The sequence below is a fragment of the Streptomyces pacificus genome (genome assembly GCF_011766325.1).
In the GTDB taxonomy this organism is placed as follows: Bacteria; Actinomycetota; Actinomycetes; order Streptomycetales; family Streptomycetaceae; genus Streptomyces; species Streptomyces pacificus.
The window spans coordinates 570,407-597,018 of the sequence record NZ_BLLG01000001.1; the positions used below are offsets into that span (position 1 = coordinate 570,407).

A 26,612-nucleotide genomic window follows, 5' to 3' on the forward strand; every position below is an offset into this window, starting at 1 on the left:
CCCGGCCACGGGGTCGGGTGGGGCGTGCGGTCAGTTGGCGGAGTGCTCCAGCACGACCGCGCGCTTGAACAGGGCCGAGTCGCCGTTCGCCAGCGAGTCCGACGGGACGCCGTAGTCGCCGACCCACGACCAGGTCGTGGAGACGTTCTGCTGGTAACGGTCCTGCGGAGGACGGACGATCCGCGCCACGTCCACACCCGGCGACACGTTGATCATGGAGATCTCGGGGACGTCCGCAACGCCTGTCTCCCGCAGCAGATCCGCCGGGTTGTCGAACGGGGCCGCGATCAGGGCGCCCGAGCCCATCACGATCGGGCGGTGCACGGTCGTGGACAGGTCCTCGTACCCGGTCGTCGACGTGGTCAGGTACGGCACGACCTCGTTGCGGACCCACACGATGCCGCCGAACACGCCGATCGCCAGATCCCGGTAGGTGGGCGAGTCCGCCCGACCGCGGTACAGGTTCTGGAACTCGGTGTCCTCGAAAAGCTGCGACTCGGTGACCGAGTCGATGTGGGTGACATAGTTGCTGCCCTCGGCCGGGGGGACGTGCATGCGCCGCAGGCGTGCCACCGCGGCACGGAAGTCGGCGAACGTCGCCAGGTCGCCGGCAGCGAGGTCGAACGCCGTGTCGTTGCTGGACCCCGCCCGCACCGAGTAGGGGGCCTGCGAGGACACCACCGCGTCACCGGCGACGTCGACGCGGGCCGTGCCCAGGGTCAGCGTGCCGGTGCCGGTGTCCACGCCGGTGACCGTGTTCGCGACACCCTCGATGGTGATGTTCAGCGGGGTCGTTGCCGACACCGCGGTCGGAACGCCGTTGACGAGGACGTGCGTGAAGCCGTCCGTGGACGCTACCTCGATGGTCGAGTCCGAGGTGCCCGCTGTGCGGCAGTAGGTCCGTCCGCCCGCGTAGCCGGCGTACAGCTTGTTTCGGGCCAGCAGGTTGATCGTCTGCCCGGCGTGGATGCCCAGCCGGCCCACGTCGTTCAGGTACTTCGACGCCTGCGTCATCTTTGAGACGAGCAGGTCCGTGTCGATCGACTTGCCGTACTGGTCCATCGTGACGGTCCACTGCTCGATGCTGTACGAGCCGGCGGACGCGTCCGAGCCAGTGGTCGGCGTCGGGTCGGGTGTCATGAGCCCGTTCCGGGTCATGATCTTCGTGTCGCCCTTGGCGCCCTGCCACGGCTCCACGTCCGCGATCTGCGGGAAGAGCAGTTCCGGGGCCAGCGACTCGCGGAACATGCCGTCGAGCGTGCCGTCCTGCATCATCGCCCTGATCGACGCGGGCAGCGTCGACCTGACGTCGTGCCGGTCGAGCCGGAACCACGACCGCTTGACAGTGGTGCTCATGATGTCTCCTCTGTGATCTCGACGGACACGAGGTCCGGATGCTGCCGGGCCAGCTCCTCCAGCCCCAGCAGCGCGGTATGGGTGACGGCCGACACCGCGGCGCAGACCCGCCCGCTCTCGACATGGCCCTCGTGGCCGTCGACCTCGATCGAGGTACGGCCGTCGCCCAGCCGGGCACGGATGCGGATCATCGACGCAGGCGAACCCCGAACTCGGCCAGCCGCTGCTGCAGCTGCTCCCGCGGGGCGGTGCGGTAGTCGACCGGGGCAGGATCCTTCCGGGTGCCCTGCGACGGGTCCGGCTTCGGAGTGGTCTTCTTGGGCTCCGGCTCGGCCGCGGCCTGCTTGCGCAGGTGTGGCTTCCGCTCCAGCAGCTCAGCCAGAGCGTCCTGCAGCCCGTCGGTGTCGATGTCGCCGTCGGTGGCGTACTGCGACAGGTCGAGGAACGCCGCAGCATCCTCCGGGTCGGCAAACTCGGCAGACGCCAAGGCCCGCACCTCGGCCTTCAGTGCCCTCGACAGGGCAGCTTCGGCGCGCTTCTCCGCCGCCTCGGCCTTATTGGTCGCCCTCTCCAGCTCAGACTTGTCGCGGTCCTCGAACTCGGCCACCTTGCGGGCCAGGTCGTCGGCGCGCTTCTTCTCCGCAGCGTGAGCCTTCTTCGCCTCCGCGCGGTCGCGCTTCATTGCGTCGAGGGCCTTCTTGCCGGCGTCGCCGAGCTTGTCGGCGCCCTCCGGGCCAGGGTCCGGCTCCGGATCGTCTGCCGGGGCCGGATCTCCCTTGGGCTCCGGCGACTCTGCCGGCTCGGGGTCGTCGTGCCTGTTCAGCCGGAACCAGTCCGCGCCATGGGCAGCGGGCGGCCAGCTCTGTCGTGTGCTCTGCACAGTGATCTCCATTGCGGAGTAGAGGAACAGACCGCGCCTTGCGCGTGGCCTCGAGATTTCGGCTAGTCGATGTAGCCGAAGCGCCGCAGCATCGCGATGGCCTCATCACGAGTAGCGGCGAGCCTGTAGATCTCCTCAGGGAGGAGCCGAGGGGTCCGCAGCTGAAACCCAGGCAGACCGCGCCGCGCCTCGATGCGGTCGCGGGCGAACCGGGTACCGGTCCGCTCCTCCACCCTGCGCCTCTCGGCCCGGTAGAACGCGCCCCGCCGGGTCGTACCCTCCCGGGTCGCAGCCACGCGCCGCCGGTAGGCGTCGGCCGTGTACATGCCGCGGCGCGCGTTCACCACTGACGTGATGTCGGCGCCGTCCCTGATCGCCCGCGCCCCGGCAATGGTGAAGATCCGATCCTGGTCGCGCCGCGACAGCGAGTTGAAGTAGTCCTTGGCGTTGGTGACCGTTCCCGGCCGATCCGGCAGGCCACGCCCGCGGCCCCCTCGACCGCGGGCGATCAGCGTCGCCGGCATGTGTACACAGTCGCAGCGCGGATGCCGCTGAAAACCGCGGTTCCAGCCGAACTCCTTCCCCGACAAGATCGCACAGCGGGCGCAGCAAGGAGACGTCGCGATCCGGATGTAGCCCTGGATCGTGCGCCTGCCGGTGATCCCGGCCCCGGTGGCGCTGCGGCTGGCATCCGTGACCTCCGACGCGGCCATGCGCAGCAGCTGATTCAGCCCCCGCATCATCGCGTCCACGTCGGACATGCCTGCGCCGATCGCCTGCTTCGTCGTCACCACCGGCAGATACAGCAGGCTCTCCAGACTTCTGCCGTCCGCCGCGTATCCGGCGAAGGCGCCCGGCCGGACCCGGCTGCCCACCGCCGGGTCCGCGCCGTCCGCCGCCACCACGCCGCTCAGGTACGGGTCCGCAAGCGCCGCTGCAGCCGCCTGGCCCGCTGTGACCGTCTCCACGATCCGCGGACCCACCAGCGCCTCCCACGAGCCCGTCAGGTCCCTCCGGTCCAACTCCCGCCACAGCAACTGGACCCGGTCCGCGGTCCGCCGCGACAGCCCCGAGAGGGCCACGTAGTAGGCCTCAGCCAGCTCGACCGCGCCCAGACGCTCCGGGGCGGTCGTCACGCCGCATCCACAGGCTCAGAAGTGGGCTCGTCCTCGTCCTCATCCTCGGCAGGCGGCTTCGGGCCGGCCTCCAGAGCCGCCAGGTCGCCGGCCAGAATGCGGGCCATGGCGCTCTGGGCGGCGGCCTCGTCGGCCTCCTCCATGCGCGCGATCTGCGCCTGCGTGTAGCCCATGTCCTCGCGGGTCTGCCGCAGCGGCACGATCTTCGCCGTGTGGAGCTTCACCGCCGCATCGGCCTTCTGTGCGACTGTCGGCGTCGAAGCGTCCCGCCAGATCGTCTCCAGCGACATCACCCGTGGATCCCACACGCCGTCCCGGATCCGCAGCGCGAGGCGCATCACCTGCTCCCACGCTTCGCCCCACTCGCGCTGGCGGCGCTCCGCGCGCTTCACCAGCCGCGACTCCGACGAGCGGATGGCGTCCGCCGACGCCGGATTCTCGCTGCTGTAGCCGAGGAAGTGCGGCGGAAGGCCCGCCAAGGAGGCGACCAGGCGGGCGAGCTGGTTGATCGTGTCGTGGAAGTTCTTCAGCTGTGCCTCGGGGAACTGGACCACGTCCGCGCCGCCGTCCTCACCCGAACCGCGGCGCCGCTCGGTGGCCCACACGCGGCCGATGATCCGGGAGAAAGCCGACACAGGACGGCCGTCCTGGTCCTGGAAGTCCTCCTCACCGAAACCGAACGCCACCCGCCGCGGGGTGGCGTGGTACTCCGCGCTGACCATCATGTCCGTGGCGATCTTGCAAGCGGCGTCCGACAGCGGAATGACCGCCTTCAACTCGGACACGCCGCCGGGCTTCTTCAGCCTCGCCCGATTGGCGAGCGGCACCACAGGCACCTCGCCGAGCCCGTGGCTGTCGCGCCTGCTCTCGCCCTCCGCGTCCACGTCCTCCACCCACGCGCCCGCCTTGTCCTTCGTCCACCAGGACGTGGACTGCGGGAGGTACAAGGTGGCGTGGTCGATCTCGGAGCCGTCGGGGAGCTCCTCGCACCAGCGCTTCACCGCCGCAGCCAGGGCCCCCGTCCGCGGGTCATGCTCCGCGAACACATCCATCGCAGACTCCACCGTGATCAGCGGCGTATCCGGGTCATCCTCCCGCGCGCCCACGATCACATACGCCCTGCGCATGGCCAGCGCGTCCAAATGCCCCTGATGGCTCCCGGCATCCAGACGATTCGCCTGCCAGATCCGCCACAGCTCCCCGTCAGCCTCCGCCTCACCCGGGAAGCGAAACCCCTCCACATCGAGACGCTCCTCAAGGGAATCGACCACCAATTGCGGCCAGTTCACGACCACCTGCCGGATCCGGGCATCCATCTCCGCCTCGAGTTCCGGCGCCAGATACGACAGCGGCTGCTCGCCCTCGTAATACGAGTCCAGCAGCCTCAGATCCGGCTTCTCCCCGTCGTGGCACCGGATCAGATGCTTCAGCCACTCCAGCTCGGTGCGCGCCACAGCTCACCTCGCCCTCATCGCATGATCAGCATCCTGGACTTCTTCCGCGGCTTCGCCTGGCCAGCAGCAACAGCGTCACCCGCCGCTTCGTGAGCGAGGATGCTCGGCAACGCCGCGTCGATCTTCTGAGTCGGGCTCGCCTTGCTCAGCACATACCGGCCGCCCGTGCGGGCCGCCTTCCTCGCGTTCCTCACGTGCACAGCAGTGATCGGGCAACCGTCATGCCTGAACCCCGTGCCCACCTTGCTCACGTCCGTCAGCAGCCGCTCCGCCGCCGCATGCATCTGCACCGTCCGGTACGTGTACCAGCGAATCACGCGCTTCTCGCCATGCTTCTCCGCCCACGCATCCATCTCGGACTCCCAGTACGGCGGATCCCCGTAGAAGCGGATCACGTTGAACCGGGCGAACACCTCATCGACAGCAGCAGAGACCTCGAGCCGCGGAACCTGACCGCCATAGTCAGCCGGATTCCACATCGTCGGCAGGCTGTCCGGGCCGTAGGTCGGGGTGAACTGGTAGCCGTCCAGGGTCTCCAGCCGAAGCGCCGTGTGGTCATCGACATCGGAGCCGTCGAAACCGGCCACCACCGTCGTGCCGTCCGGAACCTCCCGAACGGCCGCGAGAGCATCCCAGGCATCGCCGTTCATCCACGAGCCCTTGCCGTACACGACCCGGTTCCCGAAGAACCGCTCCGCCTGCTCCGGATCGGTCTCCATCAGCTCCATCGCTTCGGCCTCGATCGCGTCGAGGTCGACGTGCGTGGAGCCCGCATACACGTAGCGGTGGATCTTCCGCCGGTCCGCCTTGTTCGTGTACTTCAGCGACGCGGGTGGCGTCCGATGGAAGCGGAATATGTCCTTGGCCTTCGCCTCCGACGTGCGCTGCGCCACCGACGACTCCGACGGCGACCACGCGTTCGTCGTCTCCATCGTCCGGCCGCCCATACCCGCAGCACCGCGGCGCTGAGTGTCCGCAACCCGGTCCATCTTGTTCGCGACTGTCCACAGCTGCGTCTCGTCCTGCAAAACGAACGTCACCGGGTTACCCAGACGAGACTGCGCGGACGACGTGACCACGTCGATACGACCGTCGCCAGGCAGGCGGATGAACTGCTCACCCACCCGCATCAACTCACCGAGCGGACCATTACGGATCATGCTCTGGAGCGGGCGGTAGACGTTGTCCGTCTGCTCCTCCGAGAACGCCGTGATCTGCACCAGCGGTGTCGGCCACGGGATGCCCATCGGCTCGCCCGGCTCGTACTCGTACAGCCACCCGCAGCCGCAACCGTGGGCACGGCAGTCGTAGACTTCCCCGCCCTCGGCCCAGCCGTCGAACACCGCCGGCCCGACACCTTCGTTCGCGCATATCGCCGCAGTCCACGGCCCCTTGCCGGTCTTCTGCGGGGCCACACACTGCGAACGCCGGTAGTGGAACGCGGGCGCCAACTGCCCGAGCTTGGCCTGCGGCTTGACCCTGTAGAAGTTCGCCGTGCACCACAGCTGCCAGTCGTACATCTGGAACGGCTCGCCCTTGCGGAACCCGTCCGGGACCACGCAGTGCCGCTCGATCCAGTCGCAGGCAACCCACAGCGTGGGGAAGTCGACGACGAACTCGTCAGCCGCCATCGCCGGGGACGACCTTCAGCCGCGACCGCGACGACTTCGCCGCCACGGTCCGACCACGGCCGGCAGGCTTCGCCGGAGCCGACTCCTCTGCGGCGATCCGCCAGCGGTTCGCCCTCATCCCTGGTGTCGTCAGCCCAAGCGAGTCCGCCATCTGCCGGACCAGCGTCGACAGGTTGACGCGGGAATCCATCAGCTCGGCCTCGGTGAAGCGCCGAACGTAGAGCGCCACCTCAAGCTCCTGACCAAACCGCTCCCACATGATGGCCTGCGGCTTCGCCCACAGGTCGGCCCACAACTCGGCCTCCCTGGCGCTCTGCTCACTCAGAGGCCAGGCCGGGGGCTTGCCAGTGCGGCCGCCGTCGAGAACCGTCCACTCGCCGGCGTCCCGGTCGCGCCTCAGCGCGTTCGGGTCCGGAGCAGGCCCGGAGCGTGCTCGTGCTCCTCCACTCGCCATGTTGATCACTCCCGTTGCCGCGTTGCGCGGCTATCGCACCGTCACGTTGCGTGTCCGGTGATGATCTACTTGGGCGTTTTGATCTTGACCGACCAGGAGCGGCCCTCCCCGGCGGTCCTGCGGAAGATCTCCAAGGGGATCCCGCCCCACCCCTCAACTCGTCGATCGCCACGCTCGGTGACGCCCGGACCTGGCCCGGGTGACCATCTGCAGTGGCGCGTCTCGCCGCGGTCGCCCCGACGAGGGGCAGAGCCGTTGCCCCGTCAGCCCTCGTCGGGTACCTGCTCGTGCCTCGCGGGGCCAGATTCGGCCTGCTCTGCGATCCGCAGCATGCCGGAGCGCTCGATCCAGCCGAGTCCGTCGCTGTGCGAGACGCTGAGCCGTGTCGATCCGTCGACTTCGACGACCTTGAGGAGGACGATGGCGCCGGCGACGAGCTCGTCGTCTCCGACGTGCGCCTCGATCCCGAGCCCGTCGATCAGGTCACCGATGGGCCTGGCCTCGGCTGCCGCGTCCTCGCCCCACTCGCTCACGCCCCGCTCCGCCTCTCTGCTCGGGCGCCGAGGTGGCACTGCCTCCAAGGCGCGGTGGCGGGACGGCGCAGGGTACGGTGCGCTCCTCGGTCCACACCTCGTCGGGGTTGCCCGGATCGACCTGCTTCCTCCCGTCGGCGTCGCGCACGAAAGCGCGGTACCGGATGACCGCACCGCCCTCCCCCTCCTCCACCCGGATGGGGTGGCACATGGGAAGGTCGTGGGGGTCCAGGCCATTGGCCTCCACCCAGGCCCGCAGCTCGGGCAGGTGGAGGGGGATGACCTCCGGAGGGATGGTCAGGCCCGACATGTGTCCGCCTTCATTGGCGGAGTCGCGGCGGCGAGATCGATGTCGCCCTCGAAGATGACGACGCCAGCCAGACCAAGGGCCGTCTTGATGTTCTCCAGGAGTTGGGGCACCTGCTCGTACAGCGTGTCGGTGTCAAGCTCTCCGACGTTGCCGATCAGGAGCAGGTCACCCGGTTTGACCAGTACGACTCGTGTGTCACTCACCGCGGCACCCTTCCTGCCGCTGATGCCAGCCGCCCGGCTGAGCTTTTGCGGTTTCGCTGGAGTGGCATGGTCCGCACAGACCACGCCCGCGCCTGGGGTCGTGCGGGTCGAGGCCCTGCTGGACCAGCTCTCGGCGGCTGAGCGGATGGTGGTCGGCGTGGACGCTGGGGCGCTGGCCGCAGAGCACGCACGTCGGGTTCTTGGCGAGGACTCCTGGCCTGAACCGCTGCTCGTGCTCGCGGTCGTAGCCGCGCTGCCGGGCGGTGCCGCGACGCTGCTCCGCCTCCGACCGGCATCCGTCGCACCGTCCGCCTTGGTCGGTGAACTCGCCGCACCCGGGTCGGCTGCACACGCGCCATCCTGCTCTTCTGGGCATGAGCGCCTCCGATCCGTACTCTGTCCCGCCTAGGGCAAGGGGGATGGAATGTCACAGAGGTCGGATGGTGCGCTGGCCGTTTTCGTGGTGGGCCTAGTGGTCTTCATGGCCGGGGTGGTGATGCGTTTTATGGTCGGCCCGTTGGTGGTGGGCGGGCTGCTCATGCTCGGCGCCGTGGTGGCGACGACGAGGATGCGTCGGCTCGGGCCTGCGCCTGAGGTGACGCTGCGGCCGGGAGGCGATGGGCGCCCGTGGCGCCGCGGATCTGACGGCGTGGATCGGTCGGAGCAGTAGTCGCTCTTCACGCCGTCACGCCGTGGTGTTGTCGGTGATGAGTCCGAGGGTGTGTAGGGCGGTGAGCAGGCTGGTGAGGGCGGTTCCGTCGCTGCGGCTGCCGGTGATGGCTTGTCGTGCGACGGGTGCCACTCCGTGGAAGCCGAGGCGGTCGAGGGTGCCGTCGAGGGTGTGCTTGCTGGCGACGCTGAGCAGGCTGGTGTTGACGGCGGCGAGGAACGCGACGCCTTGTTCGATGTTGGCGACGCGGGTGAGGCAGTCCTGGACGAAGCTGTCGAGGTTGCTGACGTCTCCGCTGAGTGTGGTGACGACGGTGATGGTGGCGAACGTCGCATCGGCGTAGGCCCGGTCGCCGTGCGGGTCGGTGGCGGCCGCGTGGGTGGTGACCTTCGCTGTGGCGCCGCTGGTGGTCTCGAGGGCCGCGGTGTCGGGGATGCCGTGCACGGCTGTGGTGGCGGCCGCGTGGGCGGCTACGGCTGCGTCGGTGTAGGCCTCGGCGTCGGCTTCGCTGCCGGGCGGGCCTTGGGGCCCTGTGATGACGACGTATTCGCCCTCGGCTGGTGCGGTGGGGGTGACGTCGGCCAGGTCGACGGCCGGCGCCGCGGCCGGGAGCGACAGCGGGTAGGAGCGTCCGGGGGCGTCATGCCACCTCTCGGTGACTCGATAGGTCCACCCGGTCGGGGTGACGTCCGCATCGTCGGTGGCGAGGAGCGTCACCGTGAAGGCACCGTCGACGTCGAGCGTCGCGACGGTCGTACCGAGCACGAGGGTGTCGTGCGTGGCGGAGGTGAGGATCGCCGGCTCGGGGGTGAAGAGCAGCTTGCCCTTGCGGGCTGTGCCGTCCGGGGCCTTGAAGGAACCTGACACCGTGACCGTGGACAGCCCAATCGGGAGGGCCATGGCACCTCCCTGCGGTTCATCGGTGTCCCGCTGCCTGGCGTGGGCTCGGGGTAGCGGGACGTCGGGGCCCTGGCTCAGGCTGCGCGGGCGGTCTGCCCGGTGACGACGTAGGCGATGCGGCGCTGCTCGGAGCATTCGAAGCAGGCGACGGCCCGGTCGGGTGTGGGCCCGTGCCGGTCGCTCAGGATCTTCAGGTGCTGGCAGTCGAGCCGGACGAGGACCGCTTCGTGGTCGGCGATCTCGTGGGTGGCTACGGTGCGCAGGCCGACGTTGCGGCGGGCTCCGGCGCGGGTGGACTTCTCGGCGCGGGCGATGTCTGCGAGCCGGTACAGGTTCTGCCCGTTGTCGTGCTTGCCGACGACGGGGATCTTGTAGCGGCGGATCCACGAGTAGACGGTGGGCCGTTCGACTCCGGCGTGTTCGGCTGCTCCGGTCGCGGTGAGGGTGGCGGTGCCGTCGGAGAGTTTGATGATCTCGACTGCCACGTTCCACCTCCCGTAACGCGAAAGACCCCAGCCGAGGCGTGGGGTCTCTGTGGGCACACGTGTGGCGCACAACTGCAGTATGAGTGCATAACGGCCTTGAGATCAAGTGGATCCGTCAAGGCCTCGTTCCGGTCATTGCCGGGCGTTCCCCGGTCGGCGGGCGGGCGCGCCCGCCAGACTGCTCGTCATGGCGACGGTGTTCAGCGTGCAGGCGGACAGCCGCGAGGAGTGCGCGGATCAGCTGGCCCGCTTGTGTCGGGACTATGGGTTGGTGCCGTCGCTGCGTCCGGTGCGGTCGCCGGGGACTGAGCGGTGGATGGCCCGTGCACAACCAGCGGCCCCGACCGGGGAGGGCCAGGGCCGCGGGTAGGGGGGGTGGGGTGTGGGTCACATGTTGTTGGTGGTCTTGCCGAGCCACCGGCTGTGGCTGGTCACGGTCTGCTGCCGGACGGGCCCGGTGTAGTGGTGGTGGTGCTCGCTCTTGGTGCTGGCTTTGACGAGTCGGGCGAGGGCCCAGATGGGTGCGGCGACGGCGGCGGGCGCGGCGCAGATCATGCCGATGACGGTCGGGTTGGCGTGCTCGGAGGCGACGAGGATGCCGATGGCAATGAGGCCGGGCGGCACGGTGGCGAGGCTGCCGAGCATTACGGCGCGGGCGACCTCGGTGGTGCGGGGCGACATCGGCGGGGCTCCCGGCTGCGGGATAGGTGGGGTGGTGCCGTAGCGCGGGAGCGGGGTGTCGTCCCGGTGGAACGTGGGGGTGGTGAGGGCCTCCTCGACGGCGGCGATCAGGTGGGGGTCGGGCTGGGTGGCCATGGCTCCCTCGGGACGGTTTGGGCTGGTTTGGGCTCTGCTTGGTGAGTGTCTGCCGCTATGGGAGGCTGCGCGCGGCCGTGCCGCCTCCTGGCGGGGTGCGCAGCCTGCGTGCACCCTCTGAGCTGGGCGTATGCAGCCTTGCGCACCCCACATGCACCCGGCGAATAGGGATCTATCGGGCGGCGAGGAGGTCGGCCAGTCGCCAACCGCGTGGACGCTGGGAGCCGCGCTGCACGGTGGCTACAGGCACATCGACGCCGAGGTCGTCGAGGCGGGCCTTGACGAGACTCCCGACGCGGGTGACGTAGGCGGCGTCCACCTCTTCCGGGCCCCGGGCGAACTCGTCGTCGACCCCGGCCAGGTAGGCGAACGCTTCGGCGCGGGACAGGTTCTCCTCCCCGGTCGCGGTCGCCGCCTTGATGAGGTGGTCGAGGATGTCCGGCTCGGTCTCGGCCTGGACGGCGGTTCCTTTCCCGGTCGGCCCGCCGGCGGCCATAGAGATGCCGGTCTCGGCGGCGAGCTGGCCCTCGATCGGGTCGGGGCAGTGGCCGGGTGCGCGGCCGGCGGCCTGGCGGAGTTCGAGGCCGGCGGTGGCGGCCTTGCGGAGGTCGCCGTTCTCGACGTCGACGAACAGGGAGCGGGCTTCGATGAATCCGGTATCAGGGGTCGTGAGCCAGCCGCGGCCTCGAGTCCCCTTGCTGTTCTCGATCTTGCTGGAGTCGTAGCCGTCACCCGCGGCGCCGTCGCCGAGGATCGTGTTCGACGCGGTCGCGGACTCCACACGCATCGACCAGCGACCAGCGCAGTTGCCGCGCAGGCGGGACGGCACCACGTCGACCTTCGGGGACTGGGTGGCCAGCACCAGGACGATCCCGACCGCGGCGCCGACGGCAGCGATCTGCGCCAGCAGTTCGACGATCTCCTCGGCGTGCTGCCCGTTGAGTCCGCCCTTCACGGTGTAAGTGGCGAGCTCGTCGACGATGACGAGTTCGATGCCGCCCAGCTGCTCGAGCAGGTCCTCGGTCGCCTTGGACACGCCGAGGTCGACGAGGATCTCGGTGCGGCGCTCCAGCTCGGCGGCGAGGACTTTGAGGAACTGCAGGAGCCGTTCGGGGTTGCGGCGGACGAACGTGTCGAGGGATTCGGCAATGCCGACGTACTCGCCGGTGCCCTTGCCGTCGAAGAGGCGGACGCGGATGCGGGGGTCGAGCATGGCGCCGACGAGGATGTTCGCGATGGCCATGCCCTTGCCGGACCGGGTGGTGCCGCCGACGAGGAGGCTGTAGTCGGAGATGGTGGCGAGGACGATCGCGCCGCGCTTGTCGAAGGCGAGGGGCAGCCCGTCGCGCCACGCGTTGACCTTGGCGGTGGTGCCGATGAGCGGGTTGGTGGCGGTGCGCCCGAACGGGTCGGTCATGGACACCCAGAGGCTGAACTGGTCCTCGCGGCCTTCGTGGCGGATGTCCATCTGGTGGCGGGGGATACCGAGTGCGGAGGCGAGGGGGCCGGTCTTCTTCTGGACGTCGGCGACGGTGATGCCGCCGGTGACTTCGACGTGGACGAGCCATGCGGCGCCGTCCTGGATGACCGGGGAGCGGAAGACGACGGCCTGGTCGACCTTGATGATGCCAGCGTCACGGAACGCGCGGTCGATCATGTCGTCGGTCATGCGGTCGCCGTCGCCGATCTTCGCGTCGCGGTCGGTGTAGAGCTCGCCGGCGGTGGTGCGGCGGCCGAGGAGGGCGAGCGCGGCGAGGGTCGCCCCGGTGGCGAGGATCCCGCCCGGGGCGCCGAGGAAGTACAGCCCGGCGCCCTCGGTGGCGGCGACCGGCGCGAGGGCCGCGGTGGCGCGGGCGGCCCGCTTCACCCTGGCCTCGGTACGGGCCCTCCTGTAGTCGGCGAGGGCCTTGGTCGACTCGTCGAACGCCTTCTCCATCTCCTTGCGGCGCTTGTCCTTCTCCTTGCCGGGGATGAGGCGCTTGTCGTGGGCCCACTTGGCGGCCTTGTAGTCGCGCTGGGTGTGCTGGACTTCGTGCCGGGCTGCGAGGACCTGGGTGCCTTCGACGCCTTGGACCCAGAGTGCGGTGCGGGCGATACCGCGCCACGTCTGGGCGGCGTGGCCGTGCTCGCCGGCCTGCCTCCGGAGCCAGCGGCGGAACCCGCGGGTGGAGTTGGCGCGGCCGACCTTGGCGCGGGCTTTCCACCCGGTCCGGGTCTTGACCCAGGGCGGGGTGAGGGGTGTGTCGCCCATGGGGTCGGCGACTGTCGCGGGGGCGGCGAGGAGCCCGGCGACGATGCCCTCCCACTCGGGGTCGCTGCTGCTACTGGGGGTCGTCTCGATGGTCACTGCTGGCCTCCCTCGGAGCGGACTGCGTCACGCAGTCGCAGCGCGTACTCGTTCCGGCAGCCGATCGCTTCGCGGACGTTCCGGGCGGACAGGCGGTCGACTCCGCCGAGCGCTTCGGCGAGTTTCCGCACGGCCTTCAGGTCGGCCTCTTCGAGGGGCTTGACGGGGGCCTCCTCGGACGATCCCGAAACCGGGCGCTTCCCTTTACCCCCAAGGGCTGTACGGGCCTTGGGAGCCCCTCCGCGCGGCCCGCCCTCCGGGACGCCGGTAGCGGTCCCGGACGGGCCACCGTCGCCACCGCCGTAGCCGAAGATGTCGGCGAGGAGGTGCTCGACAGCGAGCCGCTCCGGGGTCCGCTCGGCCTGGTCGAGGACGTAGGACACATCCGCTTCGGCGTCGAGCCTGTCGGCGATCACGTCGGCGGTGACGGTGAGCGGCGCGCCCTTGACGTCCCACCACGCCTGGGCCCACGCCTTCTCGGGGGTGATCGTCCCGAACGGGGCGGCGAGGAGGATCTCCTTCTGCCGGGTGACGACGTCCTTGAACGTCTTCCGGCGGTCCTTCTCTTGGCGGCGGCGGGCCTTCCCCTCCGCGCGCTGCTTCGGGTTCACCACGGCGGCCGACAGGGTGAGCACCCACTGGCGCACCTCGAAGAACAGCGGGCCACCCATGGTGACTGCGGCGAGACCGAAGCCGACCATCTGCGCCTCAGCGGCGGTGAGGCCGTGGTCGGTGAGGCTGAGCCCGTACTGGTAGTTGATGTGGGCGGCGAACCCGGCCGCGCCCATGGACAGACCACGAAGCAGCCAGCGGACCCAGACGGGCAGCTTCCGCTCGTCGGCGTAGGCCACACCCGCGGCCATGACCCACGCGGCGCCCTCAAGCGCCGGACCAACCGGCAGGAGCATCCACGAGATCGAAACGAAGTGGATGATCTGCGCCGGGAGGGACGCGGCGGCGGAGAAGGCGACGAGGAGGAGCGTTCCGCGCCTGTACACGTTGCCGGGGGTGAGGGTCTTCTCGCGCTTCGCAGCGCGGGCCTGCCGGCGCTGGGCGCGGTCACGGCGGGCCTGGGCCTTGTCGGCGCGCTTCTCTTCCTTGTCGGCGCGGCGTTCGGCGCGGCGCCGGTTGTCGGCGGCTTCCTGGGCCTTGAGGCGCCGCTGCTCGCGGGCGTCCGCGTCGCGTCGCGCCTCGGCGCGGTCTGCGGCGGCGTCGAGGCGCCGCTGCTCTCGCCAGCTGCTCACGGTGATCGGTTCCTTTCTGGGTTAGGCGGTCTTGACGGGGCGGGTCTTGCGGAGGTGGGGCATGGCGGCGAGGCCGAGGCCGAAGCCGATGAGGATCGGCTGGGAGGCGGCCCAGTTGAGGGCGGGGGTGATCAGGTCGGTGCCGATGGTCGGGAAGAGCAGCAGCACGGCCAGGGCGGCGAGGCTCCAGAAGAGCGGCTTCACGGGTGAACCTCTGGGGTGGTCGGGTCGGGTGTCTGACGCGTTCTCCTCGACCGGGCCCGCGCGGTGTCGGGCCCGGCGGACAGCGGTCAGTCCTGGGGGGTGTGGTCGACGGTGGCGCCGAGGATCCGCATGGCGGTCTGCTGCTGGTAGTCGCCGGAGTGGAGGGTGAGGTCCCAGGCGGCGTGGTGGCTGCCGTTGGCGAGCTGCTTCCCGGCTTCGTCGATCTCGGCGTTGGTGGGCTGGTAGCCCTTCGGCTCCGGCTTGCGGCTGAACAGGCCCATGACGGGCTCCTCTCGGATTGGTGGCGCCGGCGGTCTGTCCGGCTCCCCGCCCCGCCCGGACGCGCCGGGCAGGACAGGCAGCCCTCAGGCGGCGGCGGGGGTGCCGTGGCGCTGGTCGTGGTCGGAGATGAGGGCTTCGACGCGGCGCTGCTCGAGCTGGTCGCCGGTGCCGAGTGCGATCTCCAGGCGGGTCTCGAGGGCGAGCCGGTACTCGTAGACGTCGAGTACGTCGGTGAGCAGGGCGTGCGGCATGACGGTCCTCCTGGGGGGGGTGGGTCAGAGCTGGTTCGGCTCGATGGCGAAGAAGCTGGTGACGGCTCCGGCCATGTCGGGGTGCTGCTGGACGACGTGCTCCTTGATCGCGCTGAACGCGTCGGCGCGGGTCTCGCCGGGCAGCGGGGTGAAGGTGCCGTGGCTGGTGACCCCGGTCCGGCCGGGGCGGTCGAGGGTGAGGATGTAGTGGTGGCTGCCCTGCTGGGTCATGGCTGTGCCTTCCGGTGGTCATGCGGATGGGGTGGCTGGCCGCGTCGGCGGGCGGGTGTGGTCACCGCCGACGCGGCCGCGGGGGTGCCGGCCCGGGGCGCGGGAGAGGGAGGGGTGAAGCCCCGGACCGGCGGCCTGAAGGGGGGCTAGCGGCGCTGGGCCTTCTGCTGGGCGGCGGCCTTGCGGGCAGCCTCGGCGGCCCGGCCGGCTTCCTTGGCCCGCTCGATACGGCGGGCGACGTCTCCGGTCACGACTGGCCGTCGTTGCCGTCGAGGGCCTGGTCGAGGGTGCGGTACGTGACCGGGCGCTCGGCGGCACGCTCACGGAGGTAGCGGGCGTCCCAGTCGATGTCGCGGGTCTCGTCGCCCGTGAGGATGCCGTGGAGGATGACGCGCACGACGCGGGCGCGGTCCTCGACGAGGAGCCGGTACGCGACCTCCGCGTCGCGGCCGGGCGCCGGGGCCGGCACGTCGAGGGTCTCCGCGATCGCGGCGAGGAGGCTGCGGACCGGGGCGGGAAGGGCGGCGGCCATCACGCGGCCTGCTTCGGTACGGCGCGCTCGGCGAGGAACTGGTCGACGGAGGCAATGGCCACTCGGAAGCGAGAGCGGTCACCGGTGCCGATATCGATGGCGTCGAGGTGGCCGGCGCGGATGAGTTCGCGGACGTAGTTGGAGGTGGCGCCAATGCGGGCGCCGGCCTCTCCGGTGGTCAGGTAGCCGCTCACGGGGGCGGCGGAAGAAGGCGTCACTGGGTGCTCCCCTGCGGTCGACTGGGGCTGACACCTAGAGCCTGGCAGATTGCACGGGTGCAATCAATGCGCACTGGTGCACTCAATGGGATTCCGGCCAACAAGAAAGCCCCCGCCGACAACGGCGGGGGCTCAAGACGGCAGGTCAGGAAGAGAAGTCGTACCTCAGCAAGTACCGAGACGCGTCCAGAATCATTCGGTTGACCTCCACTACCCGGTCGGCCGAGTCGTATGCGTAGCGCACCAGCTCCACAACCGGCGTCGATGGCGGCAGCCGCAGGTCCTCGACCTCGCGAGCCGAAGGCATCCGACAGCGGAGGTCCTCACGGAACCGGGCCGGCTTATGCCCGACCTCGGCCAGCCGGGCGAATACGCCGCCATCCCCGGTGTCGTGCTGCATGATCCGTGTACCGCGGGCCAGGTCATCGGAGATGAAGGATGTCGCCCGGAGCACGGGTACGCCATCGACGAGGTAGCGGCGGTCTCGGCGGCATACAAGCTCACCCTGCTCAATACCCAGCGCGGCCGCTACGTCGGGCTCGGCGCGCAGCTGCTCGACTCGAACCCCGTCGGCAATCAAGGTTCGGTCTTCGATGTCTACGTCCCAGATCGACTTGCCCTCGCCCCACTGATCCGCCAGCACGCGCTTCAGTGCGTTCCGAACGATTGGCCGCCACTGCCTGACGGTGACGCCGGAGCCGACCCGGGACTCAGTGATGCCTTCCTCGCGCAGGACTGCCAGTGCCTGCCGAATCGTCCCGGGCGACCGGCTGTACTGCTCGACCAGCTTCCGCTCGGGGGGCAACTTGCTTCCCGGAGGGAACTCTCCTTCGCCGATGCGCCTACGCAGGTCATCGGCGACCTCCATATACTTCAGCGGCTCGCCGGGCTTACGCGGCACGTGACCTCCTCCATGACGAATCCATCCAGAGCAACGCTACCCGCTGTAGTGCAGTGGCCGGGAGTCCAGTCCTTCGAGGTTCGCCGGACGGCTAGCCATGGATTGCTCTAGAGCGCTACTGTCCTCAGTAGTCGACGCGTCACAGCAAGCGATCGACGGTCAATCGGCATGCAGCCCGAGAGGAGAATTGATGCCCGCTCACGAACGAAGGATTGCCCACCAAGCCGCGCGGCGGAATGGGCTTCTTCGCGCGTAGCCAGTCACGCGAACGGCCGGACGGTTCGCACCCGTCCGGCCGGTTCGAACGGCGAGTTCGCACCTCGCCGATCTTCACCCACTCCTAGCAGAGAGAAGGTCTGCCCATGAGTTTACCTGCTGCGCCCTTGCTTGACTTCAGTTCGTGGGGCTTTCTCGCCACCCCGCTGGATGAGCTGCTGGACAAGCTGGACGCCCGGATCGTGGAGATTCCGTCGGACGACCCGAACTTCCTCGGCGGCATGCTGCGACGCGACTGGGGCCTCCTCATCGCCCTTCCGGCCGGCATGAACGAGCTTGAGCGAGACCTCGCAGCGCGCGGCCTGCTGGCCAAGTGGTACGGCGTCGAGGTCGACGACTGGCCAGCGGAGATGGCGTTCATTGAGTTGGAGAACGCCGCCTGACCCCGGACGCACGAGAGCCGCCCCGCCCGGATGTCCGGTGCGGGGCGCTGCGGCGGCATCGGGGTGGGGGCGGAGTAATGCGACCGAGGCTCACTCGTGTGACGAGATTGACGCTGTGACCTGCGCTTCCATCCGCAGGCTTGCGGGTATCCACTGTGTGGGCTTCACTCGGTCGGATGCTGTATCCGCGGGGCGCCCAGCTGGATGTCAGCGGATGCTGCTTGACTGGCGGCCAGCGACGAATTGGGGGTTCGTGATGACGACGGTGATTCACAAGACACCGGAGCAGCTACGGGAGCAGCGGGCCAGACTGCTGGCCGAGGTCGGCATGTCCTACGAGCAGCTGCGTGACCGGGCCGAAGTGTACAGCTTGTCGATGGATGAGCTGGACGTGTGGCACACAATCGAGGGCATCGACTACCTTCTCGCCGGTGACTGCCGAGGGGATGTCGAGGCTCGACGAGCTGGCGACCACGTTCGCCGATGATCTGACTGCACTGACGCGGGGTGTCCTAGGCGAGGGCACCCCGCCTTTTGCTGCCTTGAACATGGGCCACCGCGTGAGGGTTTCGCCGATGACGGCGGACGAGAAGGAACAGCGCATCCCGGTCTCTGTGAACGGCGAGCCAGTGTTGAGCCTGACAGCCCGCTACTACTGCTGCTGGGACGGCAGCAGCACCTTTCTGGCGACGGACCAGACGGACGTTCACGTGTACTACGCGGGCATATCCGATCCACTGATCCGCTTCGAGTACGTCCGGAACAGCAAGGAACCTCCAGGCGCGCACATCCAGGTGCACGCGCACCGAGACGAGATGGCCTACCTGCTGAGGCTGGCCGACACCGGCAGGCCGCGGGAGGGGTTTCGGCGGCGGAAGCTGCCGCGCTTGTCGGAGATGCACCTGCCTGTGGGTGGTCACCGAATGCGGCCGGCGCTCGAGGACGTGCTGCTTTTCCTGAAGCGGGAGTTCGCCATCGACACGACGGCGACGTGGCGAACGGTGATCGGCGAGCATCTGAGGAACTGGCGGGAGATCCAGTTGATGTCGGCGGTCCGCGATGCGCCTGACGCTGCGGTGGAAGTGTTGCGCACGTTGGGGTACACGGTGCACCCGCCGACTGTGGTCGGGCCGCGGGTGTCGCCTGAGAAGGTCAAGCTGTACTGGCCGTAAAGCGAGAGGGCCCCGACCCGGTCGGGTCGGGGCGGCTTCGTCACGCGGCGGCTCTCCTGATCGCGTCGTCGTTGAGTTCGGCGTCGGTGAAGACCGCCTCGCAGGCCTCGTTGGTGCACCGGTTGTACAGGTCGTGGTCTGTCCGCTGAAGCAGGAGTTCTTCGCAGCGAGGACAGGGCCGGCTGAGCGCCTTGGTGGTGATCCCGGTGCGGGTGGCACTTCTGATGGCGCAGGCCATGTCGAAGAGTTCGCGGTGGAGGTCGGTCACCCACTGGCGGGTGCTGGCCCACCCGAGGTGCCGGATGAGCCACGTCGCGAGGTCGACTTCCGTCCACCGGGCGGGGCCGTCGAGCCTGCGCTCCTCGCAGACGAGTTTGGTCCAGCTTCCGAGGGTGTCGATGATGGGCCGCTGGCCGTGCTGGTCGCCGTGCGGGTCGCGGACGGTCGCGGATGCGGCGGGCCCGATCAGGTTGAGGACGTCCTCGCGGCACGGCAGGGGTGCGGTGCGGGTGCCGCCGCGGCCGCCGGTGTCGCCGGTGCGTTCGCGCTGCATGCTGCCGTCGCGGAGGACGACCATGGCGGCGGGGATCTGCTGGAGCCAGTGCCGCATCTGGCCCAAGCACGGGGAGCAGGCGAGCATGCCGGCCTGCTCCTCCCATTCGCGGAGGGTTCGGCTACAGCGCTCGGTGATGCAGACGGTCACGGGCGTTCTCCGTTCGGGTGGTGCGGCGCGGGTTCCGTGGGCCCTTCGTGGGCGGCCTCGCCGGGGCAGATGAAAGGCCACGGCGGGGACAGCGCGGAGGCGATGCAGGCGGGGCAGTACTCCGCGTTCGCCCTGCCGCCGACGTGGACCGGCGGGCGGGTGGCCGGCTGCTCCTGCGGGTCAAGGGCGGCGCGGATCTTGCGGGCGAGCGCGGGCCCGGTCCAGCCTGAGCGCTCGATCTCGGCGGCGTACTTCCGCACCCGCTCGAGCTTGTCGCCGCGCGCCTTGCTCTCGACGCGGAGGTCGGCGCTGACGCCCTTCTGCATGGCGAGCGCGTTTCGCGTCTCGGACAGCTGCTCTTCCAGCGCGCGCACCTTGGCCTGGTGGCGTTCGTCGGAGCAGACGAGCGGGATCCCGGCGAGGGCTTCGGCGATGGCGGGCACCCGCAGGACGGCGTCGGCGAGGGCCCGGCATTCGGCCTGGTCTTGGTCGCTCCGGTACCAGCCGCGTCCATCGGACGCCGGGCCGTTCCTGTGCAGCCCGACTGCCTCGGTGATCTGGTCGCGGACGTCGGCCGGGGGCGGGGTGGTGCGCTCTTGGTGCGCCAGGTCGGCGAGCTGGAGGCGTTGCTGGGCGCGCGCCAGGGCACGGTCGCGGACGTCGAGCAGGGCGGTGGCGGTGACTTCGGCGAGGTGCTGGCGCCGGTCAGGGTCGGCGACTGCGGGGAGCATTGCGTGGTTGGCGGCCTCGACGTACAGGCGCCGCAGCTCCTCCGCCGACCCGACGCGGACATCGGCCGGGGCGGCTTCCGGGTGGTGGCGCTGCACGTGCTTGGCCCAGTGGGTGGGCGGTACGGGCCCCGCGTCGGGCGGGCAGTGCGGGCAGCGGACCGGGTAGCCGATCGACGCGGTGAGGACCACGTTGCTCAGGCACCAGTCGTCGGCGGGTGTGGGTTCAGGCATCGGGGGCTCCGTGGGTCTCGGTGAGGTGGCGGCGGGCGGCGGTGGTGGCCCACTGCTCGGTGTCGTGGTCGAGGCTGAGCCGGCCGTCGCAGGTGCCGTCGCCCCAGCAGCGCCACGCCCAGGCGCGGTGGCCGTGGTCGTGCCGGTAGGCGGTGACGGCGATGAACTCGGGGAACGCTTGCGTCTGTTGCAGCATGGTTTGTCCGTTCGGGTTGGTGGGTCGGAGGGCCCGCGGGGCGTCGTGGCGGCTCTGAGCGCCGTTCTGCGGGCCATGCGGGGGCTGGGTCGCCTCCGGCGGTTGCGGGCCGCAGACGGGCACACAGCCCCACCCACGGCCCCACTGGAGGCTCACGGCGCCCCCTGCCGGGCGTCGGGCACGTGAATCTCGTGGATGCCGAGTTCACCGACCGCCAGAGCGATCGCGACAGCCTGCGCCCTGTCGGCGGCACCGAGCCGCCGGTACGCGGCGGTGAGGATCTCGGCGACCGAGTGCGGGGTGACACCCAGCCAGTTCGCGATCGCCGCGTTCGTGTTGCCGTTCGCCGCGAGCGCGAGGACCTGCCGCTGCCGGGCCGTGAGAGCGGCCGTCACGGGGCGGCCTCTACATCGGCGGCGAGGAAGTGCGCAGCGCTGCCGGCACTGCGGCAGTAGGCCGCCATGTGCCCGGCCGGGCGATCGCACGGCGGGTACTCGGTGCCGCTGACGCACTTTGTCCGGCCGCACTTCCGGGGCGGTCCGTCTGCCGGGCGGGCGGTCTGGCGGATGCCGGCGATGACCTCCTCCACCCGATCCGTGGGGATCCGGACGGGCACACGGGCGAAGGCTCCCTTGACCCAGAGGGTCGTGACGGGATTCCCGTCGAGGTCGGTGCCGGGCTCGGCGGTGAGCCGGTGGCCGTCGGCGTCGATGAAGTGGAACACGGGCTGCTCCTCGGTACGGTGGGGTGGCGCCCGCCCCGACTGAGCCTCGGGGCGGGCGTCCGGCGTTCACGGGGCGGGGGTGAGCTCGGCCTGTACGGCATCTGGCTGCGGCACGGGCTTGGGCGGCTCGGGGCTCTCCTCGGCCGGGTCCCACTCGACGTGCGCGGTGGCCCAGTTCCGGTCGCGCATCTCGTCGAACGACAGTGCCGACACCCACAGCTGGCCGGCCGCGGTCATCGTGAGCCGCCCGTCGGGGTGGAGAGTGCAGTCCTGGGTACGGCCGTCGTGGTGGATGCGGAACCGGCGCGGCTTCGTCGGAAGGATCACCGGCTTGTGGAAGGTGGGGGCCTGCTCGGGTTCTGTCGCCTGCGGCGTGCAGTGGCGGCAGGTGCATCGGCTCGTCACGCTGCGCGCTCCTTCCGGGGCCTGGTGAGTCCGTTGTCCTTGCAGATGGACCAGGCGTGCCGCAGTGAGCAGCCGGTCCGTGCGGCGATCAGCTCGTAGGTCAGCCCGTACAGGCGGAGCTGTATGACGGCGGCCTCCAGCTCGGCCGCGGTCACTCGGTCGGGCCGGTCACCGGATGCAGTGCGGTCGATGGCCATGTCGTCGATGTCGTGCTCCCCGCGGTTGCAGGTCCGGCAGTAGCGGCGGCCATCGATCGTGGGGATGACGTCGTGGTCCTTGTGCCGCTTGGCGAACTGGCGGTCTGCGTAAGCCCGCTCGGCCTCGTAGCGGCAAGCGCGGCAGTAGCGCACCCCGGCGGGGGAGAATCGCAGGTTCTTCGCGGCCAGGCGGTGGCCGTGCTGGCAGAACGCGGGGATCACGCGGGTGGACTTGGCGGGCGGTTTGCGTGGCGTCTCGCCGGGCTTCGGCGCGCCGCTGGTGGGACGCCCGTGGTAGACCCAGCGGGTGTAGCAGGCGACGCAGTAGCCCTGGCCGCGGTGGGCCGCGGTTTGGCCGCAGCAGGCGCACACGATGGTGCGGCGGCGGGAGCGGTCGGACATGCGGGTCCCTTCGGGTTGGGGCGGGAGGGGCTAGACAGCGGGGGCCAGGACGGCCGGCTGGGGTTCCGCGTGCCGGTCGATCTCCTCGCCGGTGATGGCCTCGACGAGGGCGCAGACGAGGACCTCGGCCGCGTTCGGGGTCACGGCGTTGCCGTACTGGCGGACCTTCTCCCGCTTGTTGCCGAGGACGATGTAGTCGTCCGCGAACGACATGGCCCGGCCGATCTCGTGGGGCTCGAGCATCCGGAACAGCACGTCGTTGATGTCGATGTCGCCGCGGACCAGGGCGTACCGGTCGCGGGTGGTGAGCGCGCCGATCGGCTCGTTGACGGTCCGCGGGGTGCCGTTGCCGTAGTACGGGACGAGCATGTGCTCCCAGGTGAGGAGCGACTGGTGGCCGGCCGTGGTCATGGTCCGGAACGGCTCGGCCGGGGAGGTGCAGTGCTCGCCGCCGTCGCCCTTGCTGCCGTTGTTCCGCATGACCATGGCGGGCATGACGAGCCCGTGGTGGTTGCCGGACGCGGTGACGGTCGCGAGGGATTCGGTGACGGAGCGGGCGACGGATCCGCCGCCGCGGAGCTCGGCGATGAACGGCAGCCACGCCAGCCCGGTCTCGTTCCGAGTCGTCATGGTCCGCAGCGGGCCGTGCGCGGACGCGGCTTCCTTCCCGTCCCGTCCCTCAACGGGGATCATCAACGGCGGGACCATCAGGGCGTCGTTCTCGCGGGTGGTCCGGGCGGGCATCGGCTCGCCGACGCTGACCGCGGCGTCCCGCCACGTGCCCCCGGCCGGGACCATCATCGGCACCGGGCGGGCGAACTTCTTCAGCCCCGCCTCGATGCGTGCGACCGTCTTGGCTGCCAGGGGCTTGGCCCGGTCGCCGATGCGCTGCCCCGGGATGGACCAGTCGATCGCCGCCGCCGCGGGCAGGGCCTCCGGCTCGACTATCTGATTCCGGCACGCGGTGTTCGGGCACCGGTACACGTACTGCTGCCGGTAGCGGCCCATGTCCCGCTTCGGATCCTTGAACACCTGCATCGCCCGCACGTGCGCCTCGCAGCCCTCGCACCAGGCCCGGGGGCGCAGCCACTTGTCCCAGTCCGGGGTGCGGCCCAAGGTCTCGTGCCAGTAGCCGACATACAGCCGGTCGCGGGACTGCGGCGCCCGGTGCACGGCGCGCGGGTCGGCGTGCATGCTGTTGAGGGCGATGATCCGGGTGCGGTAGCCGAGCTTGTGGATCTCACCGATCCACCGGTCCCACTGGTCCCAGGCGCGGACGTCGACGACGTTCTCGACGATGCCAGCCTTCACCAGCCCGCCGCGCTCCTGCACGCCGCGCAGGTACAGCGGGACTTCCTCCATCAGCGCGCGGGACTCTTCCTCGGCCGACGGCTGGTCGTCCTCGTCGGCGAGTCCGGCGAGGAGGTCGAGGAGGCTGCCCTGCATGGCGCCGGCGAAGTCACGGCGCTTGCCCTTCGCGACTGACCAGTTCGTGCACTCCGGGGACGCCCAGAAGATGTCGGTGACGGGCCAGTTCCAGACCGGGGCCTTGCGGATGTCGCCCTGGTAGTGGCTGGTGGCCGGGAAGTTCGAGGCGTGCGACTCGATGGCGAGCTTCCAGTGGTTCGCCGCGCGCTCGACCCGAACCCCGGGGACGGCGTGCACGCCCTGGCTCGAGCCGCCCGCGCCACAGAACCAGTCCATGACCGTCAGCGCGTCGTCGTCGTTGCGGTACATCAGGCGGTGTCCTTCCTGCAGTGGGTGCATGGTCTGGGTGTGGGTCCGGTGGCTGCTGTGCCGCACGGCCACGCGCCGACGGGGGTCATGCGGCGGGGTTGTCGTCGGGGAAGAGGCTCGACTGCTGCTTCATGCCGCCGCAGGCTTGGGCTTCCCACAGCTCGCGGTAGCGCTCCCGGGGCGTCGAGCACTCGAGCCGGGCGTGGAACACGGCGGAGTTCTCGCCGAAGTCGGGGCGCCACAGGTTCGGGCCGGGGAAGCGGGTGGCCTGCTGCCGGCGGGTGATGACTTCGCCGCAGGCGAGGCAGTGGCCGGGCGGGATGTCCATGAGGACGTCGGCGTGGGCGGCCTGGCGGTCGGCGATCCGCTCGGCTTCCTGGTGGCGGCAGGGCGGGAGGTCGCCGCACGCCGAGCAGATCCAGTAGTGCTCGGGCAGGACGTCCCACGCGTGGTTCGCCGGGCCGATCAAGTGCAGCGGCTTCTCGTGCGGCTTGCCGTCGGCGGCGAGGACGAAGACCATCGGCCGTCCGCCCCAGGTCTCCTTCTCGGGGCGGTCGCCGCGCTTCCCGCCGATCTCCCAGTGTTCGAGGGCGGTCGCGAACCGCTCCTCGTGCTTCTCGCCCCACAGGTCGACAGGGCGCTCGGCGACCTCGACGACGCGGTACGGCTGCCGGTCCCAGATGACGAGGACCCCGGGCTGGAGCTGGACGTAGTTCGCGAGGATCTGCTTGTCGTGGATGCGCTGTTCCTGGCGTCGCATCGCGGAGGAGTGTTCGCCGATGCGGTTGATGGTGGTGCGGGGCGGGTGGGTGCCGCCGTACTTCGTGCCCTGGCTCGGGTACCAGCGGGTCATGTCGTCTCCTTCAGGCAGTCGGGGCAGGGCGGTGGGGTCGATCCGCTGGCGGCCGTGCCACAGGGCCAGGCGCCGGGGCGGCGGATGTGGTAGCAGGGCTCCTCGTCGACCGGGTCCGCGTCACGCTGCGCGGGGACCTTGGCGGTCAGCCCGCCGGCCTGCAGCATCAGGAACTTGAGATCTCCCTGCGCCCGGGCCGCAGCGATGTCCTCTGGGGTCAGGCCGCTCACGTGTGCGCCATGTCGCAGAAGCGGCTGTAGTGGAGCTGGGCGGCGACGGTGATCTCAGTCGTCGGCCCGGCCCGGTGCTTGGCCACAATCAGATCCGCCTCACCAGCCCGCGGCGACTCCTTGTCGTAGGCGTCTTCGCGGTGGACCAGGATGACGATGTCGGCGTCCTGCTCGAGGGACCCGGACTCGCGAAGGTCGGCGAGCATCGGCCGCTTGTCCTGTCGCTGCTCCGGACCACGGTTCAGCTGGCACAGGACGACGACCGGAACGTCCAGCTCCTTCGCCATCAGCTTGATGCCGCGGCTCATCTCCGAGACCTCGACCTGACGGTTCTCCGGCCGCCGCCTCCCGGGCGTTTCGAGGAGCTGCAGATAGTCGATGACGACCAGGGACAGTCCGGTCACCTGCTTGATCTGCCGACTGCGCGCCTTGATCTGAGTGACCGTGCGGTTCGGGGTGGCGTCGATGGTGAGCGGCGCGGCAGCCAGCTTCTTCATGTGGTTCGCGAACGCGGCCCAGTCGTAGTCGGTCATGTGACCGCCGCGGATCTTGTGCAGGCCGATCCGCGCCTCTGCGGAGATGATGCGGTGCTGCACTTCGCGGCGGGACATCTCGAGGCTGAAGAACGCCGACGGCAGCCCGTAGCGGATCGAGCAGGCGCGCAGCATGTCGACGCCGAGGGTCGACTTCCCGAGCCCCGGGCGGCCGGCGATGATGACCATCTGTCCGCCGTGGAGGCCGTGTGTCAGCGTGTCGAGGTCGGCGAACCCGGTGGGCAGGCCCGTGGCCCGGCCTTCGGCCTGCAGCCTCTCCAACTCTTCGATGACGTCCTCGAGGTCTTCGCCGATCAACGCGGAGTCGGCTTCCTCCCGCACCGTGGTCACGGCGTTCAGCTCGGCCTGGGCGGCGTCCTGCGCTTCCTGCGCCTCGCCCTCGCCGTTGTAGCCGATCTCCGTGATGCGAATGCCTGCCTCGACGATGCGGCGACGGACAGCGCAGTCGCGGACGATCTCCGCGTAGTAGCCGGCGTTCGCGGCGGTGGGCACGGAGCGCACCAGCTCGTTGATGTAGGCGGGGCCTCCGACCTTGCCGAGGACTCCGAGCTCGCGCAGGTAGTTCGACGTGGTGATCGAGTCGGCGGGCTCGTTCTTGCCGTACAGGTCGAGCACGGCGCGGAACACCGTCTCGTGCGCGGGCCGGTAGAAGTCGTCGGCGTCGAGGATCTCGACGACTTCGGCGATGGCCCGCTTCGAGAGGAGCATTCCGCCGAGGACGCACTGCTCGGCGTCGAGGTCCTGCGGCGGGGTGCGGGTGATGATCTCGTCTTCCATGGG

At 70.1% G+C, this 26,612-nt stretch carries 35 protein-coding genes; 3 read left to right on the top strand and 32 right to left on the bottom strand.

Going from position 1 to position 26,612, the window contains the following annotated elements:
* Window positions 1-30: 30 nt before the first annotated feature.
* The 21 genes from SCWH03_RS02420 to SCWH03_RS02520 form a co-directional block, all read right to left on the bottom strand.
* On the bottom strand, window positions 31-1,356 hold the full coding sequence (locus SCWH03_RS02420; RefSeq protein WP_173261071.1) for a major capsid protein: 1,326 nt from the start codon (window positions 1,354-1,356) through the stop codon (window positions 31-33).
* Window positions 1,353-1,547: a ribosomal-processing cysteine protease Prp gene (locus SCWH03_RS02425; protein WP_173261073.1), complete on the bottom strand. Its 195-nt coding sequence runs from the start codon at window positions 1,545-1,547 to the stop codon at window positions 1,353-1,355. Before SCWH03_RS02425 ends, SCWH03_RS02420 begins: the two co-directional genes overlap by 4 nt.
* A complete protein-coding gene (locus SCWH03_RS02430) occupies window positions 1,544-2,236 on the bottom strand; it encodes a hypothetical protein (protein WP_173261075.1) in 693 nt (230 codons plus the stop codon). Before SCWH03_RS02430 ends, SCWH03_RS02425 begins: the two co-directional genes overlap by 4 nt.
* Before the next feature lie 62 nt (window positions 2,237-2,298).
* A complete protein-coding gene (locus tag SCWH03_RS02435; protein WP_173261077.1) occupies window positions 2,299-3,372 on the bottom strand; it encodes a hypothetical protein in 1,074 nt (357 codons plus the stop codon).
* Window positions 3,369-4,826 (bottom strand): phage portal protein, encoded by a 1,458-nt coding sequence (locus tag SCWH03_RS02440; RefSeq protein WP_173261079.1) that lies wholly within the window; start codon window positions 4,824-4,826, stop codon window positions 3,369-3,371. Before SCWH03_RS02440 ends, SCWH03_RS02435 begins: the two co-directional genes overlap by 4 nt.
* Before the next feature lie 14 nt (window positions 4,827-4,840).
* On the bottom strand, window positions 4,841-6,457 hold the full coding sequence (locus tag SCWH03_RS02445; protein WP_173261081.1) for a hypothetical protein: 1,617 nt from the start codon (window positions 6,455-6,457) through the stop codon (window positions 4,841-4,843).
* Entirely contained in the window at window positions 6,447-6,911 is a 465-nt protein-coding gene (locus SCWH03_RS02450) for a hypothetical protein (RefSeq protein ID WP_254076503.1), read from the bottom strand. Before SCWH03_RS02450 ends, SCWH03_RS02445 begins: the two co-directional genes overlap by 11 nt.
* Before the next feature lie 263 nt (window positions 6,912-7,174).
* Window positions 7,175-7,444 (bottom strand): hypothetical protein, encoded by a 270-nt coding sequence (locus tag SCWH03_RS02455; RefSeq protein WP_173261083.1) that lies wholly within the window; start codon window positions 7,442-7,444, stop codon window positions 7,175-7,177.
* Window positions 7,445-7,741: 297 nt separating this feature from the next.
* Complete coding sequence (locus tag SCWH03_RS02460) at window positions 7,742-7,957, bottom strand: hypothetical protein (RefSeq protein ID WP_173261085.1); 216 nt, start codon at window positions 7,955-7,957, stop codon at window positions 7,742-7,744.
* A 685-nt stretch (window positions 7,958-8,642) separates the two neighbouring features.
* Window positions 8,643-9,527, bottom strand: coding sequence for a hypothetical protein (locus tag SCWH03_RS02465; RefSeq protein WP_173261087.1), 885 nt, complete (start codon window positions 9,525-9,527; stop codon window positions 8,643-8,645).
* A 74-nt stretch (window positions 9,528-9,601) separates the two neighbouring features.
* The gene (locus SCWH03_RS02470; protein ID WP_173261089.1) at window positions 9,602-10,012 is read right to left on the bottom strand and encodes a helix-turn-helix domain-containing protein; all 411 of its coding nucleotides are present in this window, start codon (window positions 10,010-10,012) and stop codon (window positions 9,602-9,604) included.
* Window positions 10,013-10,399: 387 nt separating this feature from the next.
* The gene (locus SCWH03_RS02475; RefSeq protein WP_173261091.1) at window positions 10,400-10,828 is read right to left on the bottom strand and encodes a hypothetical protein; all 429 of its coding nucleotides are present in this window, start codon (window positions 10,826-10,828) and stop codon (window positions 10,400-10,402) included.
* 172 nt (window positions 10,829-11,000) lie between these two features.
* Complete coding sequence (locus SCWH03_RS02480) at window positions 11,001-13,175, bottom strand: FtsK/SpoIIIE domain-containing protein (RefSeq protein ID WP_173261093.1); 2,175 nt, start codon at window positions 13,173-13,175, stop codon at window positions 11,001-11,003.
* Window positions 13,172-14,419: a hypothetical protein gene (locus tag SCWH03_RS02485; protein ID WP_173261094.1), complete on the bottom strand. Its 1,248-nt coding sequence runs from the start codon at window positions 14,417-14,419 to the stop codon at window positions 13,172-13,174. The genes SCWH03_RS02480 and SCWH03_RS02485 overlap by 4 nt, the downstream gene beginning before the upstream one ends.
* A gap of 21 nt (window positions 14,420-14,440) precedes the next feature.
* A complete protein-coding gene (locus SCWH03_RS02490) occupies window positions 14,441-14,623 on the bottom strand; it encodes a hypothetical protein (protein ID WP_173261096.1) in 183 nt (60 codons plus the stop codon).
* 86 nt (window positions 14,624-14,709) lie between these two features.
* A complete protein-coding gene (locus SCWH03_RS02495) occupies window positions 14,710-14,904 on the bottom strand; it encodes a hypothetical protein (protein ID WP_173261098.1) in 195 nt (64 codons plus the stop codon).
* Window positions 14,905-14,988: 84 nt separating this feature from the next.
* Window positions 14,989-15,156 (bottom strand): hypothetical protein, encoded by a 168-nt coding sequence (locus tag SCWH03_RS02500; protein WP_173261100.1) that lies wholly within the window; start codon window positions 15,154-15,156, stop codon window positions 14,989-14,991.
* A 24-nt stretch (window positions 15,157-15,180) separates the two neighbouring features.
* Window positions 15,181-15,387 carry a hypothetical protein gene (locus SCWH03_RS02505; RefSeq protein ID WP_173261102.1) on the bottom strand — a complete coding sequence of 69 codons (207 nt, stop codon included), beginning with the start codon at window positions 15,385-15,387 and terminating at the stop codon, window positions 15,181-15,183.
* A gap of 247 nt (window positions 15,388-15,634) precedes the next feature.
* On the bottom strand, window positions 15,635-15,919 hold the full coding sequence (locus tag SCWH03_RS02510; protein ID WP_173261104.1) for a hypothetical protein: 285 nt from the start codon (window positions 15,917-15,919) through the stop codon (window positions 15,635-15,637).
* A complete protein-coding gene (locus SCWH03_RS02515) occupies window positions 15,919-16,137 on the bottom strand; it encodes a MerR family transcriptional regulator (protein WP_173261106.1) in 219 nt (72 codons plus the stop codon). The genes SCWH03_RS02510 and SCWH03_RS02515 overlap by 1 nt, the downstream gene beginning before the upstream one ends.
* A gap of 145 nt (window positions 16,138-16,282) precedes the next feature.
* Entirely contained in the window at window positions 16,283-17,038 is a 756-nt protein-coding gene (locus SCWH03_RS02520; protein ID WP_254076504.1) for a GntR family transcriptional regulator, read from the bottom strand.
* A gap of 362 nt (window positions 17,039-17,400) precedes the next feature.
* On the opposite strand from SCWH03_RS02520, the gene SCWH03_RS02525 reads away from it, so the two are divergent.
* The 3 genes from SCWH03_RS02525 to SCWH03_RS02535 all read left to right on the top strand — a co-directional run bounded on the left by SCWH03_RS02525 (window position 17,401) and on the right by SCWH03_RS02535 (window position 18,869).
* Complete coding sequence (locus SCWH03_RS02525; protein ID WP_173261109.1) at window positions 17,401-17,697, top strand: hypothetical protein; 297 nt, start codon at window positions 17,401-17,403, stop codon at window positions 17,695-17,697.
* 265 nt (window positions 17,698-17,962) lie between these two features.
* On the top strand, window positions 17,963-18,184 hold the full coding sequence (locus SCWH03_RS02530; protein WP_254076505.1) for a hypothetical protein: 222 nt from the start codon (window positions 17,963-17,965) through the stop codon (window positions 18,182-18,184).
* Complete coding sequence (locus SCWH03_RS02535) at window positions 18,129-18,869, top strand: hypothetical protein (protein WP_173261110.1); 741 nt, start codon at window positions 18,129-18,131, stop codon at window positions 18,867-18,869. The genes SCWH03_RS02530 and SCWH03_RS02535 overlap by 56 nt, the downstream gene beginning before the upstream one ends.
* A gap of 40 nt (window positions 18,870-18,909) precedes the next feature.
* On the opposite strand, the gene SCWH03_RS02540 is transcribed toward SCWH03_RS02535, so the two are convergent.
* The 11 genes from SCWH03_RS02540 to dnaB form a co-directional block, all read right to left on the bottom strand.
* Window positions 18,910-19,572 (bottom strand): hypothetical protein, encoded by a 663-nt coding sequence (locus tag SCWH03_RS02540; protein ID WP_173261112.1) that lies wholly within the window; start codon window positions 19,570-19,572, stop codon window positions 18,910-18,912.
* A complete protein-coding gene (locus tag SCWH03_RS02545) occupies window positions 19,569-20,534 on the bottom strand; it encodes a hypothetical protein (RefSeq protein WP_173261114.1) in 966 nt (321 codons plus the stop codon). Before SCWH03_RS02545 ends, SCWH03_RS02540 begins: the two co-directional genes overlap by 4 nt.
* Window positions 20,527-20,730, bottom strand: a complete 204-nt coding sequence (locus tag SCWH03_RS02550) for a hypothetical protein (protein ID WP_173261116.1) — start codon at window positions 20,728-20,730, stop codon at window positions 20,527-20,529. The genes SCWH03_RS02545 and SCWH03_RS02550 overlap by 8 nt, the downstream gene beginning before the upstream one ends.
* A 152-nt stretch (window positions 20,731-20,882) precedes the next feature.
* Complete coding sequence (locus SCWH03_RS02555) at window positions 20,883-21,125, bottom strand: helix-turn-helix domain-containing protein (RefSeq protein ID WP_173261118.1); 243 nt, start codon at window positions 21,123-21,125, stop codon at window positions 20,883-20,885.
* Complete coding sequence (locus tag SCWH03_RS02560; RefSeq protein WP_173261120.1) at window positions 21,122-21,454, bottom strand: hypothetical protein; 333 nt, start codon at window positions 21,452-21,454, stop codon at window positions 21,122-21,124. The genes SCWH03_RS02555 and SCWH03_RS02560 overlap by 4 nt, the downstream gene beginning before the upstream one ends.
* A gap of 66 nt (window positions 21,455-21,520) precedes the next feature.
* On the bottom strand, window positions 21,521-21,859 hold the full coding sequence (locus tag SCWH03_RS02565) for a hypothetical protein (protein ID WP_173261122.1): 339 nt from the start codon (window positions 21,857-21,859) through the stop codon (window positions 21,521-21,523).
* Window positions 21,856-22,458, bottom strand: a complete 603-nt coding sequence (locus SCWH03_RS02570; RefSeq protein WP_173261124.1) for a hypothetical protein — start codon at window positions 22,456-22,458, stop codon at window positions 21,856-21,858. Before SCWH03_RS02570 ends, SCWH03_RS02565 begins: the two co-directional genes overlap by 4 nt.
* 30 nt (window positions 22,459-22,488) lie before the next feature.
* A complete protein-coding gene (locus tag SCWH03_RS02575) occupies window positions 22,489-24,225 on the bottom strand; it encodes a DNA cytosine methyltransferase (RefSeq protein ID WP_216854705.1) in 1,737 nt (578 codons plus the stop codon).
* 55 nt (window positions 24,226-24,280) lie between these two features.
* Window positions 24,281-25,048: a hypothetical protein gene (locus SCWH03_RS02580; RefSeq protein ID WP_173261126.1), complete on the bottom strand. Its 768-nt coding sequence runs from the start codon at window positions 25,046-25,048 to the stop codon at window positions 24,281-24,283.
* On the bottom strand, window positions 25,045-25,278 hold the full coding sequence (locus SCWH03_RS02585) for a hypothetical protein (protein WP_173261128.1): 234 nt from the start codon (window positions 25,276-25,278) through the stop codon (window positions 25,045-25,047). The genes SCWH03_RS02580 and SCWH03_RS02585 overlap by 4 nt, the downstream gene beginning before the upstream one ends.
* On the bottom strand, window positions 25,275-26,609 hold the full coding sequence (dnaB, locus tag SCWH03_RS02590; protein ID WP_173261129.1) for a replicative DNA helicase: 1,335 nt from the start codon (window positions 26,607-26,609) through the stop codon (window positions 25,275-25,277). The genes SCWH03_RS02585 and dnaB overlap by 4 nt, the downstream gene beginning before the upstream one ends.
* Between the last annotated feature and the right edge of the window lie 3 nt (window positions 26,610-26,612).